The sequence below is a fragment of the Bacillus sp. ABR genome (assembly GCF_056172715.1).
The window spans coordinates 417,463-431,953 of sequence record NZ_JAOYSL010000001.1 but is presented as its reverse complement, the minus strand read 5'-3'; the positions used below and the strand labels follow the sequence as shown (position 1 = coordinate 431,953).

General features: G+C 42.2%; 18 protein-coding genes. All 18 read right to left on the bottom strand.

Going from position 1 to position 14,491, the window contains the following annotated elements; all coding sequences use genetic code 11:
• Nucleotides 1–21 precede the first annotated feature (21 nt).
• Nucleotides 22–1,443, bottom strand: coding sequence for a F0F1 ATP synthase subunit beta (gene atpD, locus OIT90_RS02145; protein ID WP_008354929.1), 1,422 nt, complete (start codon nucleotides 1,441–1,443; stop codon nucleotides 22–24).
• A 24-nt stretch (nucleotides 1,444–1,467) separates the two neighbouring features.
• Nucleotides 1,468–2,334 carry a F0F1 ATP synthase subunit gamma gene (locus tag OIT90_RS02140; RefSeq protein ID WP_024423727.1) on the bottom strand — a complete coding sequence of 289 codons (867 nt, stop codon included), beginning with the start codon at nucleotides 2,332–2,334 and terminating at the stop codon, nucleotides 1,468–1,470.
• A gap of 88 nt (nucleotides 2,335–2,422) precedes the next feature.
• A complete protein-coding gene (atpA, locus tag OIT90_RS02135) occupies nucleotides 2,423–3,931 on the bottom strand; it encodes a F0F1 ATP synthase subunit alpha (RefSeq protein WP_039182105.1) in 1,509 nt (502 codons plus the stop codon).
• A gap of 16 nt (nucleotides 3,932–3,947) precedes the next feature.
• Nucleotides 3,948–4,493, bottom strand: a complete 546-nt coding sequence (locus tag OIT90_RS02130) for a F0F1 ATP synthase subunit delta (RefSeq protein WP_064498789.1) — start codon at nucleotides 4,491–4,493, stop codon at nucleotides 3,948–3,950.
• The gene (gene atpF / locus OIT90_RS02125; protein ID WP_034281220.1) at nucleotides 4,490–5,011 is read right to left on the bottom strand and encodes a F0F1 ATP synthase subunit B; all 522 of its coding nucleotides are present in this window, start codon (nucleotides 5,009–5,011) and stop codon (nucleotides 4,490–4,492) included. The genes OIT90_RS02130 and atpF overlap by 4 nt, the downstream gene beginning before the upstream one ends.
• 120 nt (nucleotides 5,012–5,131) lie before the next feature.
• The gene (atpE, locus tag OIT90_RS02120; RefSeq protein ID WP_003214968.1) at nucleotides 5,132–5,344 is read right to left on the bottom strand and encodes a F0F1 ATP synthase subunit C; all 213 of its coding nucleotides are present in this window, start codon (nucleotides 5,342–5,344) and stop codon (nucleotides 5,132–5,134) included.
• Between the two features lie 48 nt (nucleotides 5,345–5,392).
• The gene (gene atpB, locus OIT90_RS02115) at nucleotides 5,393–6,127 is read right to left on the bottom strand and encodes a F0F1 ATP synthase subunit A (RefSeq protein WP_073978871.1); all 735 of its coding nucleotides are present in this window, start codon (nucleotides 6,125–6,127) and stop codon (nucleotides 5,393–5,395) included.
• A 7-nt stretch (nucleotides 6,128–6,134) separates the two neighbouring features.
• Nucleotides 6,135–6,518 carry an ATP synthase subunit I gene (locus OIT90_RS02110; RefSeq protein ID WP_024423731.1) on the bottom strand — a complete coding sequence of 128 codons (384 nt, stop codon included), beginning with the start codon at nucleotides 6,516–6,518 and terminating at the stop codon, nucleotides 6,135–6,137.
• Nucleotides 6,519–7,017: 499 nt separating this feature from the next.
• The gene (upp, locus tag OIT90_RS02105) at nucleotides 7,018–7,647 is read right to left on the bottom strand and encodes a uracil phosphoribosyltransferase (RefSeq protein WP_003214553.1); all 630 of its coding nucleotides are present in this window, start codon (nucleotides 7,645–7,647) and stop codon (nucleotides 7,018–7,020) included.
• Between the two features lie 147 nt (nucleotides 7,648–7,794).
• A complete protein-coding gene (gene glyA, locus OIT90_RS02100) occupies nucleotides 7,795–9,042 on the bottom strand; it encodes a serine hydroxymethyltransferase (protein ID WP_034281450.1) in 1,248 nt (415 codons plus the stop codon).
• Between the two features lie 177 nt (nucleotides 9,043–9,219).
• On the bottom strand, nucleotides 9,220–9,759 hold the full coding sequence (locus tag OIT90_RS02095; protein WP_474892211.1) for a TIGR01440 family protein: 540 nt from the start codon (nucleotides 9,757–9,759) through the stop codon (nucleotides 9,220–9,222).
• Nucleotides 9,760–9,771: 12 nt separating this feature from the next.
• A complete protein-coding gene (gene rpiB / locus OIT90_RS02090; RefSeq protein WP_003214714.1) occupies nucleotides 9,772–10,221 on the bottom strand; it encodes a ribose 5-phosphate isomerase B in 450 nt (149 codons plus the stop codon).
• Nucleotides 10,222–10,354: 133 nt separating this feature from the next.
• Nucleotides 10,355–10,813, bottom strand: a complete 459-nt coding sequence (locus tag OIT90_RS02085) for a low molecular weight protein arginine phosphatase (protein ID WP_474892210.1) — start codon at nucleotides 10,811–10,813, stop codon at nucleotides 10,355–10,357.
• Between the two features lie 63 nt (nucleotides 10,814–10,876).
• Nucleotides 10,877–11,431 (bottom strand): manganese efflux pump MntP, encoded by a 555-nt coding sequence (locus OIT90_RS02080; RefSeq protein ID WP_039182117.1) that lies wholly within the window; start codon nucleotides 11,429–11,431, stop codon nucleotides 10,877–10,879.
• Nucleotides 11,432–11,491: 60 nt separating this feature from the next.
• Nucleotides 11,492–12,544 carry an L-threonylcarbamoyladenylate synthase gene (locus OIT90_RS02075; protein ID WP_268464374.1) on the bottom strand — a complete coding sequence of 351 codons (1,053 nt, stop codon included), beginning with the start codon at nucleotides 12,542–12,544 and terminating at the stop codon, nucleotides 11,492–11,494.
• Between the two features lie 161 nt (nucleotides 12,545–12,705).
• Nucleotides 12,706–13,149: a GNAT family N-acetyltransferase gene (locus OIT90_RS02070; protein WP_268464375.1), complete on the bottom strand. Its 444-nt coding sequence runs from the start codon at nucleotides 13,147–13,149 to the stop codon at nucleotides 12,706–12,708.
• A gap of 64 nt (nucleotides 13,150–13,213) precedes the next feature.
• Nucleotides 13,214–13,870 (bottom strand): stage II sporulation protein R, encoded by a 657-nt coding sequence (spoIIR, locus tag OIT90_RS02065; protein WP_394721414.1) that lies wholly within the window; start codon nucleotides 13,868–13,870, stop codon nucleotides 13,214–13,216.
• Between the two features lie 119 nt (nucleotides 13,871–13,989).
• Nucleotides 13,990–14,469, bottom strand: coding sequence for a hypothetical protein (locus tag OIT90_RS02060; RefSeq protein WP_039183347.1), 480 nt, complete (start codon nucleotides 14,467–14,469; stop codon nucleotides 13,990–13,992).
• Between the last annotated feature and the right edge of the window lie 22 nt (nucleotides 14,470–14,491).

Genomic DNA, 14,491 nt, shown 5'->3' with positions numbered 1-14,491 from the left:
TTTACCCTCCTAAGGACCAGATTAGGCCTCTACACCCATCTCTTTGGCTTTTTCAACCACTTCTTCAATGCGTCCAACTAAGCGGAATGCATCTTCTGGAAGGTGATCGTATTTACCAGATAAGATTTCCTTGAAGCCTTTAACAGTTTCTTTCAATGGCACATATGAACCCTTTTGGCCAGTGAACTGCTCTGCTACGTGGAAGTTTTGAGATAGGAAGAATTGAACACGACGCGCTCTGTGTACCACAAGCTTATCGTCCTCAGATAATTCATCCATACCTAAAATGGCAATAATATCTTGTAGCTCTTTATAACGCTGCAATGTTTGCTGTACTTCACGCGCAATCGCATAATGCTCTTCGCCAACGATCTCAGGTGCAAGTGCACGAGATGTTGAAGCAAGAGGATCAACCGCTGGGTAAATACCCATTTCAGTCAGCTTACGCTCAAGGTTTGTCGTTGCATCAAGGTGAGCGAACGTAGTTGCTGGAGCTGGATCCGTATAGTCATCCGCAGGTACATAGATCGCTTGAATCGATGTAACAGATCCTACGTTTGTAGACGTGATACGCTCTTGCAGCTGACCCATTTCTGTTGCAAGTGTCGGCTGATAACCTACCGCTGAAGGCATACGTCCAAGAAGGGCTGAAACTTCAGAACCTGCTTGTGTAAAACGATAGATGTTATCGATGAAGAACAATACGTCTTGACCTTGTTCATCACGGAAATGCTCTGCCATTGTCAAACCAGTTAGGGCAACACGCATACGTGCACCCGGCGGCTCGTTCATTTGGCCGAAGACCATGGCTGTTTTTTCGATAACGCCAGAATCTTTCATTTCGTAGTAAAGGTCGTTTCCTTCACGTGTACGCTCTCCAACACCAGCGAATACAGAAATACCGCCGTGTTCTTGTGCGATGTTGTTGATCAATTCTTGAATCAGAACGGTTTTACCTACACCGGCTCCACCGAATAGACCGATCTTTCCACCTTTGATGTAAGGAGCAAGCAGGTCAACAACTTTGATACCTGTTTCAAGAATTTCAACTTCTGTAGAAAGTTGATCAAAAGAAGGCGCTTGTCTGTGGATTGGATCTCTTTGAGCTTCCACACCAAGTGGCTCATCTAAGTCAATGTTATCTCCCAGTACGTTGAATACACGTCCAAGTGTTACGTTACCAACTGGTACTGAAATTGGTTTTCCAAGGTCTACAGCTTCCATACCGCGCTTCACACCGTCTGTTGATGCCATCGCGATGGTTCTCACTGTATCATCACCTAAATGTAGTGCTACTTCTAAAGTTAAGTCGATATCAACTTCACTTTCGCTTTCCGCTTTATGCGAAACTTTGATCGCATTATAAATCTCAGGCAAGTGACCGTCTTCAAAACGAACGTCTACGACTGGTCCCATGATCTGACTGATGCGTCCTGTTTTCATTGCATTCCCTCCTGACAATTATTTCTATTCTAAGGCAGCTGCTCCGCCGACAATTTCTGTAATCTCTTGTGTAATCGCTGCTTGACGAGCACGGTTGTAAGAGAGTGTCAGGCTGTCGATCAATTCTTTTGCGTTGTCTGTTGCACTCTTCATTGCTGTCATTCTTGCAGCATGTTCACTTGCTTTGCTGTCAAGAAGCGCACCGAAAATCAAACTCTCTGCATATTGAGGAAGGAGAACTTCAAGAATTTCTTCTTCAGAAGGCTCAAACTCATAAGATGCGGAACGTTTATTTGGTGTCGCTGCGGCCGAAAGGTCCGTTAGCGGCAATAATTTCTTCTCTGTTACTTCTTGTGAAATCGCACTGACAAAGTGGTTGTAGAACATGTAAAGTTCGTCAAACGCTTCATCAGAGAACATTTGAACTGTGCTGCTTGCTAATTCTTTAATATCAGCAAACGCTACTTCGTCTCCAAGCCCTGTTACTTCAGAAATAACTGGAATACCACGCTTTTTGAAGAAGTCGCGTCCGATTTTACCAATGACAATCACCGCATATTCATCAGCGGATTGATGACGAGATTGAATGGTTTGGTAAGCGGCACGCAAAATCGAGCTGTTAAAAGGTCCTGCAAGCCCTCGATCAGATGTAATGACGAGATACCCTGTTTTCTTGACAGGTCTTGAAAGAAGCATTGGGTGCTTAGCACTTGTTCCAGTTGCGATTGCAGCAACCACTTCCTGGATTTTCTCCATGTAAGGAACAAAAGACTTCGCATTGTTTTCAGCACGATTCAGTTTCGCAGCTGATACCATTTGCATCGCTTTTGTGATCTGACTCGATTTTTTCGTTGACGTGATCCTTGACTTTATATCGCGTAATGAGGCCAAAGATTTCACCACCTTTTTTCAGGAATCCGTGTTCATTTACGTGAAAAGAGAGAAAAAGAGAATCTTTTTCTCTCGGAAAGATTACTAATTAGTTGCTTGGTGCAAACGTACGTTTAAAGCCTTCGATTGCTGTCTTCCACTCTTCATCAGCAGGCATATTTCCTGTTTGAGAGATTGTGTCAAACAAGCCTTTATGGTTTTCTTCAATGTACATGAATAACTCAGCTTCAAAACGTTTAACATCAGCAATGGCAACATCGTCTAAGTATCCTCTTGTTAGTGCGTAAAGAATCGCTACTTGTTTTTCAACTTTAAGCGGTTTGTTTAAGTCTTGTTTTAAGACTTCAACTGTTCTTGCACCACGGTTTAATTTCGCTTGAGTCGCTTGGTCTAGATCAGATCCAAACTGAGCGAAAGCTTCAAGCTCACGATAAGAAGCAAGATCCAGACGAAGTGTACCTGCTACCTTTTTCATCGCTTTGATTTGTGCAGAACCACCTACACGAGATACAGACAATCCTGCGTTTACCGCTGGACGTACGCCTGAGAAGAAGAGGTCAGATTGTAAGAAAATCTGTCCATCTGTGATGGAAATAACGTTTGTTGGGATATATGCAGAAATATCGCCAGCTTGCGTTTCTACGAAAGGCAATGCTGTGATAGAACCGCCACCCTTTTCGTCACTAAGCTTCGCTGCACGTTCTAATAAACGAGAGTGAAGATAGAAAACATCACCAGGGAATGCCTCACGACCTGGAGGACGACGAAGCAATAATGAAAGCTCACGGTAAGCTGCCGCTTGTTTAGAAAGGTCATCATACACAACAAGTACGTGCTTGCCGTTATACATGAATTCCTCACCCATCGTTACACCTGCATAAGGAGCAAGGTAAAGAAGTGGAGCTGGCTGTGATGCAGAAGCTGTGACAACGATTGTGTAGTCAAGCGCACCATGCTTACGAAGTGTTTCAACAACACCACGAACCGTTGATTCTTTTTGTCCGATGGCTACATAAATACAGATCATGTCTTGATCTTTTTGGTTTAGAATCGTATCGATTGCAACAGATGTTTTACCTGTTTGACGGTCACCAATGATCAATTCACGCTGTCCGCGGCCGATTGGAATCAAGGCATCAATTGCTTTAATTCCTGTTTGAAGCGGCTCATGTACAGATTTACGATCCATAACGCCAGGTGCTTCACTTTCGATTGGACGTGTTTTGCTTGTTAAGATTGGACCTAGTCCATCAACAGGCTGACCAAGCGGGTTCACAATACGTCCGATTAACTCTTCACCTACTGGAACCTCCATGATACGACCTGTACGTTTTACGTCGTCACCTTCGCGGATATCTTTGTAAGGTCCTAAAATAACGATACCTACGTTAGACTCCTCAAGGTTTTGAGCCATACCCATTACACCGTTAGAGAACTCAACCAGCTCTCCTGCCATAATGTTGTCAAGGCCATGTACACGCGCGATACCGTCCCCTACTTGAATGACTGTACCGACATCTTTTACTTCAATTTCTGATTGATAGTTTTGGATTTGCTGCTTTATCAGCGCGCTAATCTCTTCAGCTTTGATACTCACTAAGGTTTCACCCCTTCTAACGATTTTCGCCTGCAAGCTGACGTTCAATGCGGGAAAGCTTTCCGCTGACACTGCCGTCATAAATGCGGTTTCCGATACGGATTTTCACTCCGCCTATTAGATCCTTGTCAATCACATTTTCAACACGCAGTGATGTGACTCCGGCTTTTTTGGCAAATACTTCAGATAAAGATTGAATTTCAGCACCGCTCAGCGGTTTCACTGAATACACGATCGCATCGTCTATTTGTTTCGTGCGGTTTGCAAGTTTCACAAACTCAGACGTCATTTCAGAGAAAATATTTGTGCGTCTGCGGTCAATCAGTAGATACATTGTGTGCAATACATAAGTAGAAACACCTTTGAAAGCTTCTGCAATCAACTGTTTCTTTTTGTCTGCCGTAATCTTTGGATGAACAAGGAAGTCATTGAGTTCTTGGTCAGCCTTTAGAACTTTTTTGATCTCATTCAGCTCTTTTTCAGTTTCGTCTACTGCCGAAGAAGCAAGAACGATGTCAAAAAGAGCAGAAGCGTAACGCTTAGAGACAATAGTTACACTCATCGGCTTTCGCCTGCCTCTTTAAGGTACTCTTGAATCAATTTCTCTTGCGCCTGCTCATCAAGTTCTTTTTCAATCACTTTAGATGCAATCAGCACAGATAGTGATGCAACCTGCTCACGCAGTGCAGCCACAGCTTGTTCTTTTTCTTTCACGATTTCAGTTCTAGCAGACTCTTTCAAGCGCTCTGATTCTTGACGTGCTGCTTGAATGATCTCTTCTTTTTGTTTCTCACCAATCTTTTTCGCATTTTCGATGAGTGTATGTGATTCTTCGCGTGCTTCTTTCAATAAGACACGTTGTTCTTCAAGAAGCTTTTCAGCTTGAACGTGCTTTTCTTCAGCACTTGAAATTTCATTTCCTATATAATCTTCACGCTGCTTCATAATACCTAATAAAGGTTTAAGCGCAAATTTCTTTAAAAGTGCAAGCAAAATGAGCATAGCGATAAGCTGGAATAACATATCACCGGCGTTGAAGCTTAAGCCCCCTGCTCCTAAAACCACTGGTAACTGAGACATTTAGTACGGCAACTCCCTTCTTTAAATAATATGTTAAGAAACAAAACATAAAGGAATGGCGAAGTTTCGAACTAATCTGATCTTCGCCATTAAAATTCATATTAGAACGCTTCTCACATATTAACCAAAGAATGCCAAGAATGCGATAACGACAGCGATAATTGGAAGTGCCTCAACTAAAGCGACCCCGATGAACATAAGTGTTCTTAGTTCTCTACCAGCTTCTGGCTGACGAGCGATTCCTTCAACTGTTTTAGATACGATTAGACCGTTACCAATACCTGCTCCTAGTGCTCCTAAACCGATTGCAATTGCTGCTGCTATTAAATTCATTAAAAAGCTCCTCCTTTAAAATAACGTCCTTTTTGGACTCTCAATTTTTTAGTGTTCGTCGCTGACTTTATGGGAAATGTACACCATTGTCAGCATGGTGAAGATAAATGCCTGGATTGTTCCGACAAACAAACTGAATGCCTGCCATACAATCATCGGCACGATGGCACCTAATGTACCAACGATACCAAGCGCAATGTTTTGCGAGTAGAAATTGGTCGCAAGTCCTGCAAGTAAACCAAGAAGAATCTCTCCAGCGAAAATATTTCCGTAAAGACGCAAACCAAGTGTTAGCGTGTTTGCAAATTCTTCAATAAGTTTCAATGGTACTAAAAGCGGAATTGGTCTAAAGTAGTCTTTCGTATATTCCTTGACTCCTTTTGCCTTGACACCATAGTAGTGTGTGAGACCCATGACCATAATTGCTAGTGTCATTGTGATTGCAGGATCAGCAGTTGGTGATTTCCACCACAAGTTGTGATCGACCGTAATCGAGAATGGCAGTCCAAGCATGTTTGAAACAAATATGTACATGAGTAATGTAACGCCAAGCGCTAGAAATGGGGCTCCTGTTTTCATGTCCATCGAACTACCTATGATATTTCGAACAAAATCAACGATCCATTCCATGAAGTTCTGCGCCTTAGTCGGACGAATAGACAGAACACGAGTAGTCAGCACCGCTATGAGAAGAACGATGATACTAGCAATCGTAATCATGAGAACATTGGATAAGTTGAACGTTAACCCTAAAAATTCTGTAGTTTTTGAACTGTGACCCAAAGAGTATTCACCTCTCTTCCATAGTAGAACGTTTAAGTTGAATGAAGGAATCTATCATAATGACAGGATATATTGTCATTAATCCTATAACAACACCTGCCAGATGAACTTCATTAGGGTAACGCCAAGCAATCGCTACTGCGAGAATCGCGTTGGCCCACCTGGCTGTACTTCCCATTGAACGAATGGATTTTCCTTTTTTAACCGCTCGATCAAAAGCGTGCATTCTCCGTATAAGTAGGAATAAATTAAAGAAAGCAAAAATTGTGCCGATAATGAAACCAAGAAACAGTGGTTTAAAACCAGGCATGGCATAGCCAAACACAAAAATTGCCAATAGATAGAACATGTATTTACTCTGTCTGCGGAAAATCGCGTTTGGATCGTTCATTCATCTGACTCCCGATGAAAAATATTGTAAAAAAGGTGATAAATGGTGATGAAAACTGCGTAGAAGACGCTTATGATAAGCCGTCCTATTCGAAAAAAATCAATCACCCATCGGTCTAATTGCACAATCAGACTTGAAATCTTTAGATCTATGGGATGCTGCTTCATTCGTTGATACAAACCCTGATTATTAAAGGGTTCACAATGAGGATTAGTAGAGTGCTATAGGCTATGAAAACCTTACCATAATACCCTCGTTTAGCATACAATAGCGTCTATGATGTGTCAATCGGTTGAAAGTTAAAAAACTTTTCTATAGTGATAGAGCACACAAAATGTTCACAATTTCATCAAACTTTAGGAGAGATGTGACATTCATTGAAAAAAACAGCCAATGTTCAGTATACAATGATTTTTCTATGAACGGTATCAACCGTTTGTCATATATTTCAAAAAAGCCCACATGCACGTTTTGCATGTGGGCTTTTTTTAAGACTTTCTTATTTCGTTCCATACATACGGTCACCAGCATCACCAAGACCTGGAATGATGTAACCTTTTTCGTTTAGTTTCTCATCTAATGCTGCAATGTAGATATCAACATCTGGATGATGCTTTTGCATTTCTTCTACACCTTCAGGGGCAGCAATCAGACACATGAAGCGAATGTTTTTCGCACCGCGTTTTTTCAAGCTGTTTAACGCTTCCACTGCTGAGCCGCCAGTTGCAAGCATTGGATCTACTACGATAAATTCACGCTCTTCCACATCAGATGGAAGCTTCACATAATATTCAACAGGCTTTAATGTTTTCGGATCACGGTATAAACCAACATGTCCCACTTTAGCAGCTGGAATGAGTTTCAAAATCCCGTCTACCATTCCAAGACCTGCTCTTAAAATTGGCACAACACCGAGTTTTTTACCTGAGATCACGTTTGATTTCGCTACTTGTACAGGTGTTTCTACATCTACCTCTTCAAGCGGTAAATCTCTTGTGATTTCAAATGCCATTAATGTTGCGACTTCATCCACTAGCTCTCTAAATTCTTTAGTTCCTGTATGAACGTCACGAATATATGTAAGTTTGTGCTGAATAAGCGGGTGATCAAATACATAAACCTTTGCCATAGCTTGCTACAACTCCTTTTCTGTCATCTTCCGGTGAACTTTGCACACTTCCTACAATTCTACATAAAAAGACATCATCTTTCAATATGATTCGCAAATCCTACAAAAAAAACCCACATGCCAAAAATAGGCAAATGGGTCTGTTTTTTAATAATCTAATTCGTTATATAGAGGGAAACGGGCCGTAAGATCAGATACACGCTTTTTCGCCTCTTCTAATTTCGCTTCATCTTCATGATGTTTTAGCGCAAGTGCAATAATGGAACCGACTTCTTTCATCGCTTCTTGATCGAAACCGCGGCTTGTTACTGCAGCTGTCCCTACACGTACACCACTTGTGACAAATGGTTTCTCTGGATCATAAGGAATTGCATTTTTGTTCACTGTAATACCGATTTCATCAAGAACGTTTTCTGCAATTTTTCCTGTGATGCCAAGAGAACGCAAGTCAATGAGAACAAGATGGTTATCTGTTCCGCCAGATACAAGCTGAATATCTTCAGATAAAAGAGTTTCAGCTAGTTGTTTTGCATTATCAATGACGTTTTGTGCATATGTTTTGAAATCTCCGTTCAATACTTCACCGAAAGAAACAGCTTTTGCAGAGATGACATGCATGAGTGGTCCACCTTGAATACCAGGGAAGATCGATTTGTCGATCTTTTTACCAAACTCTTCACGGCAAAGAATCATTCCGCCGCGAGGTCCGCGTAATGTTTTGTGAGTTGTCGTTGTCACAAAATCTGCGTAAGGAACTGGATTTGGATGAAGACCTGCTGCAACAAGACCAGCAATGTGAGCCATGTCGACCATAAAGTAAGCACCGACTTCATCAGCAATCTCACGGAACTTTTTGAAATCAATTTGACGTGGGTATGCACTTGCACCCGCAACGATTAGTTTCGGCTTATGTTCACGTGCTTTTTCAAGTACATCTTGATAGTCGATATGCTGAGTTTCTTTATCTACACCATATTCTACAAAGTTGTACTGTACACCACTAAAGTTTACAGGGCTTCCGTGTGTTAAATGTCCGCCATGTGATAAGTTCATGCCCAGCACTGTATCGCCATGCTCAAGAATAGTAAAGTAAACAGCCATGTTCGCTTGAGCACCTGAGTGAGGTTGTACGTTTACATACTCAGCGCCAAAAATTTCTTTTGCGCGGTCACGTGCGATATCTTCCACAACGTCTACATGTTCACAGCCGCCATAGTAGCGTTTACCAGGATAACCCTCAGCGTATTTATTTGTTAATACAGAGCCCTGTGCTTCCATGACTGCTTCGCTTACGAAGTTTTCTGATGCAATTAATTCGATTTTGTCCTGCTGGCGTTTCCGCTCTAGTTGAATTGCTTTGAATACTTGTGCGTCTTGCTCAGGTAAATGTTTCATCAGCGAAATCCTCTCCAATCTATTTCCATTCGATGTTTTCACCATCTCATTGTACACGGTTTTTGAGTAAAATGTAAAAGTTTTTTTTGGAAAATCGACTTCTTTTTTATGAAAACCCGAATATTCAAGTGGTAAAGCGTCTTCATCATTCAACATTATATTAGAAATATATCGAAGCTATGATCTTGTATAAACCGCTCTTTCTCCGCCAATCAGCTTCGGACGTGTTTTCGCAAAAGTCACATGTGCATGTCCTAATTGATGACGGCTGAGACGGACAGGTACAGCGACTCTCTTTAAGTGCATCCCAATTAACGTATCGCCGATATCAATTCCAGCATGCGCCTCAATGGATTCGACCAATACAGGATGTTCCATTTGCTGATACGCGTGAGCCGCCATCGAACCACCCGCTTTACGGACAGGTACTACAGCTACAATCTCCAAGTTAAAACGGAAAGCCACTTCTTCTTCAACGACTAGGGCACGATTTAGATGCTCACAGCATTGAAAGGCGAGCTCAATGCCGGTCTCTCGTCTTAACTGATCCAATTCTTGATAGATGGACGCAGCAATTTGCTCACTTCCTGCAGTACCAATATGCTCACCAGCCACTTCTGACGTACTACAGCCAATAACTAAGATTTGCCCGGCACGCAATTCAACTGTTTGATGAAACTCTTTTAACATTTCAAGCCAATCTTGACCTATGTTCATATTAAGCGCTCCTTATAGGTGCTTTTCTTCGTAATCAGCAATTTTGCCAATCCGCACAGCATGGCGTCCTGCTGTAAACTCTGTTGTCAGCCAAATGTGCGCAATCTCACGTGCTAATCCTGGTCCAATCACTCGCTCTCCCATTGCAAGAACGTTCGTATCATTGTGTTCTCTAGTTGCTTTAGCACTAAATGTATCATGTGCTAATGCACAGCGAATTCCTTTTACTTTATTTGCCGAGATGCTCATGCCGATGCCTGTCCCGCAAATTAAAATGCCGCGGTCGACTTCTCCGTTTGCCACCATATTGGCTACAGGGAATGCATAATCTGGGTAGTCTACAGAACCTGATCCGCATTCACAACCCATATCAATGTATTCAATCTTCAATTCATCCATCAGTTGTTTGATTTCTTCACGAATATTCGTTCCGCCGTGATCGGATGCAATGGCTACTTTCATCGGGCAATTCCTCCTAAGGGTGAGTTGATCTGTTATATCTTACATTCATTCTTTATTTACAGTTATATTTTAACCTCTGCCTAGTGATTTGCAAACAAAAGCAGAAAAACCGTTGACGCAACGGTTTTACAGGTTATCTATGATGATGATCATTTTTCAATTTCTCAGCGAGCTGATACAGTAAGGCTTCAAGTTCATCACGAGTTTCCTGATAAACAGAAAGACTTCCGCCAAACGGGTCGGAAACATCACCTTCTGTTCCTGTCGCAAATTCCTTTAAAGTGAAGACCTTGCCTTTTGCATGCGCATACTGCTCAGCAATCAACTGTTTATGCTGCATAGTCATCGTGAAGACGTAATGAGCTTCGCGCAGAAGCTCCTCTGTCAATTTTGATGATGAGTGATTCAGTGGAATGCTTTTCTCAAATAATGCTTCGATCGCTTGAGGAGACGCCTTCCCTTCATCGGAGGCAAAAATGCCCGCTGATTTTACAGTGACCTCTAAACCTTTTTCATCTGCAATGGAAGCAAAAAGGGCTTGAGCCATTGGACTTCTGCATGTATTTCCCGTACAAACAAATAAGATTTTCATCTTTCGCCCTCCTTTTCTTCTATTATATAGCATTTCATTCTACATGTTATGTAAGGAGACTGGCTAGAGCGGAAATAATAATTTGATACCAAAGGCTAGTAAAATGATTCCGCCAAGCGCGCCGCTATATGAACCAACCCATGACCGAACCTGTTTACCGAGTAATAATCCGAGCCATGTGAGAAGCATACTAAAAAAACCAAACAATAATATAGTCATCCACACCTGGGAACCGTAAATCCCGAGGCTTAAACCAACAGAGAAGCTGTCTAGGCTGACACTTGTAGCAAAAAGAACGAGACCAGTCCCAACAGGTGCGATAAAGGGCTTATCCTCTTTGCGGATAGAAGCAACGATCATTTGCAGTCCCAGCACCAAAAGCAGCGCCCCGCCAATATAGGTGGCAAGAAGACCGAGCCATCCGGATAAGAGCTGACCTGTCAGCATACCAAAAAGCGGCATAAACATATGAAATATTCCAATGACAAGTCCAATATAAATGATCTGGCGGAACCTCAGCTGAATCATCCCCATACCAAGTCCAACCGAAAAAGCATCCATTCCAAGTGCAAAAGCCATGATGCTGAGCGTCAGCAATTCGCCAGCTAGTTCGTTCATGTAAATCCCCCTTGGACACACATTCTCCTTTAACCTATGTTTGTCCAAGAAAGGTTAGAACTATTGGAACGAAGGGAGTGTACGCCCTCCTGCGGCTTTTTGCAGACGGTTCATAATGGCAGAACCAACTCCTTGCTCTGGAAAGGCTTCTGAAATAATCAAGTCTACATCCGTTTCATCAAATTGTCTCAGTACACGATAGAGGTTTGCAGCAACCGTTTCAGGTTTTTCTCTCCATCCACAGCTGTACACAACATCTGCCGCAAATAGCGATTTCTTTTCTTCTGTTGTCAGTACTCCGACTTTTAGACCTTCAGCTTTGTATTTCTGAATGTGCCGCTGCATGTCTTCATCACTTCCATGAAAGATATACATCTGGGCTTCAGGTGCATAGTGTGTGTACTTCATACCTGGCGATACAGGCGCCTCGTCCTTTTTTGTCAGCCCTGGATCCACACTCACCGTCCCCACGACCTCTTCTAATGCTTCTTTTGTAATTCCGCCCGGTCTTAAAATCACTGGGATCTCACCGACACAAGATACAACTGTTGACTCAACCCCAATTCCAGTTTTACCGCCATCCACAATTCCAGCGATTCTTCCTTCGAGGTCACTTGCTACATGGTCAGCTTGTGTTGGTGAAGGTTTCCCTGAACGGTTCGCACTTGGTGCAGCAATTGGCAGACCAGCTGCTCGGATGAGCTCAAGCGCAATGGGATGGTCAGGCATTCTCACACCTACTGTGGATAAACCTGCCGTAACCTGCTTGGATAAAGTGCCCGGCTTACACGGAAGAACGATGGTTAAGGCGCCCGGCCAAAAGGCATCCATCAACGCCTTCGCTTGTTCGCTTTCTATTTGTGCAAATTCGTGAAGCTGCTGAACTTCCGCAATGTGAACAATCAACGGATTATCACTCGGACGCCCTTTCGCTTCATAAATTTTCATCACGGCTTCTGTCTCTTTCGCATTTGCCCCGAGTCCGTAAACGGTCTCTGTCGGGAAAGCAACCACTTCATTTTGCTGCAACAGATCGGCCGCCTGTTTAATTTGTGGATAGTATGTGGATAAATCCTTTTCTAAATCCACAGACCACCTTTTTGTATTTAACATCATACAAACTCCTTTTAAAAAAGATAAAACTGTTGATATATCTCAATTATCCTTTTGAAAGTATAAAAGATGATGATCAATAAAACAAGCGTTGTCCACAATTTGTGGATAACGCTTGTTTTGTAGTGGATAAGTATGTGTATAAGTCCATCATTTTGTGATTAACTGCCTTTTTTTTGCAGGACCACAGCCTGTTCTTTCCCCAATGTCTCTTTTGCATGTGCAGAGCTCCATATGTTTTCTGGGATTTCCTCTAAAGGCGCAAAGCCCATTAATGCCAAAAAATCATGGGAAGAGGAATGGTTTGCAACGACATAAAAAGTATCCACACCTATTTTTTCTCCGAGCGTTTGAACGCTTTGGAACAAGGAGACAATGTGCCCCTGACCGAGCTTATCTGATATAACAAGAGACCGCAGCAATCCCTCTTGTTCATTGAGCTGTTCAAGACCTAAGCAGCCTGCCAGCTGACCATCCGCATCTTCCATCACGACAAATGTCGTTCGCTCTGCAAGCGTTACTCCGCCTTTTGCTTGTCCCTTTTCAAGAAAAGCATTGATCGCCGGGACATCTTCCTCTGTGGCTATTCTTAATTGGTAATACATGCTTTCACCTCTTTTTTGATCTCTTACTTCAACTCTATGAGGCAAAAACCGATTTATACCTTATTTAAGAGAAAAGACTAGAGACCCATTCGAACAAAAAGAACTTCACTTCACCTGTCTCTTCTTCCTCTTCTTTCACCACTTCATTGACAGACTCTTTCGTTTGCTGCGCTGTCACTTGTTTATCATCCTCCCCTTCTGGTGAGGCGATAGCTTCTCCGTTTGAAAAATCGATAAAGCAGAGCGGCGGGAATAACACACACCACCAGTTGGCTCCGTCCCCTTCTCCAAGCGTAATTAAAATGGCTTCATATTTCCCAGCAGGATAGACGAAATTTCCATAGAGTTTTGTTGGAAATGAAGCTTTTTGAAAACTGACCGATACAGATTGATCAATATGCTGTTCCTTCAATTTCGCTTTGGCGATACGATTAATTTCTGGCAGCTTCGATCGAATGACACGTCTTGCTTCTTCAATGGATGTGAGATCTTTGACCCACTCCGTCATATTCGCATTGACCTCGTCACGAATACTTCTTTTCACATCCTGATCCGCTGAACGATCACTATTTGCTAAAATGCGTAATCGAATCGCTTCATCTGGTATGACAACAGGCTGATTTGCAGAAGCAGCCGCCGTCTCCTCTCTGCCAAGGTTTGCAAAAGCACCACATAATAATAGAAACATATAAAGACAAATCATCGTTTTACTTTTCAACATTGTGTGTTCCCCCCACTTTTTCTCTTCGCTACAAACATTGTGTCCAGGAAACTCATTTCATAAACAGTCAATATGATTTTTTTAATAGATTATGAGTCAAAACAAAAAAGCCGTTCTCTTTAAGAACGACTTTTGAGTGAGGATTGGTAGTCAGAAGGGTACAGTCTCCCATCCCAATCTCGGCTGATTTTTAAACCAGATTCTGTTTTAATAACAGTCATGGCCCCTTTTTTCTCGATTTCTTTTTTGACTTTTCCTTTGTGATCGATAAATTGGATCACCATTTCATAGTTAAATTCAATTCTGTCATCGCTTTCATCTGAAGGCGTAAACATAATTTTCTTCAGCTTAATTTGACAATCTTGATCCTTCGCCGCTTCTAATATGCTCGGGAACATGCTGTCTTGTGTATATTCTTGATATTCATGTTCGGTTAAATAAATCTTCAGCTTCTCTTTCATATCAGATAGGTCATCCGTTCGATTCACTGTGTATTGTGCTTTTTTATAGCTTTCTCCAAATGCTGCTGCCTCTTTTTTAAAGCTCGGTTTACCACAAGCACTCACAATCAATAGTACACTGACGATGACCAACACCATCGCATACCTTTTGTTCACACCA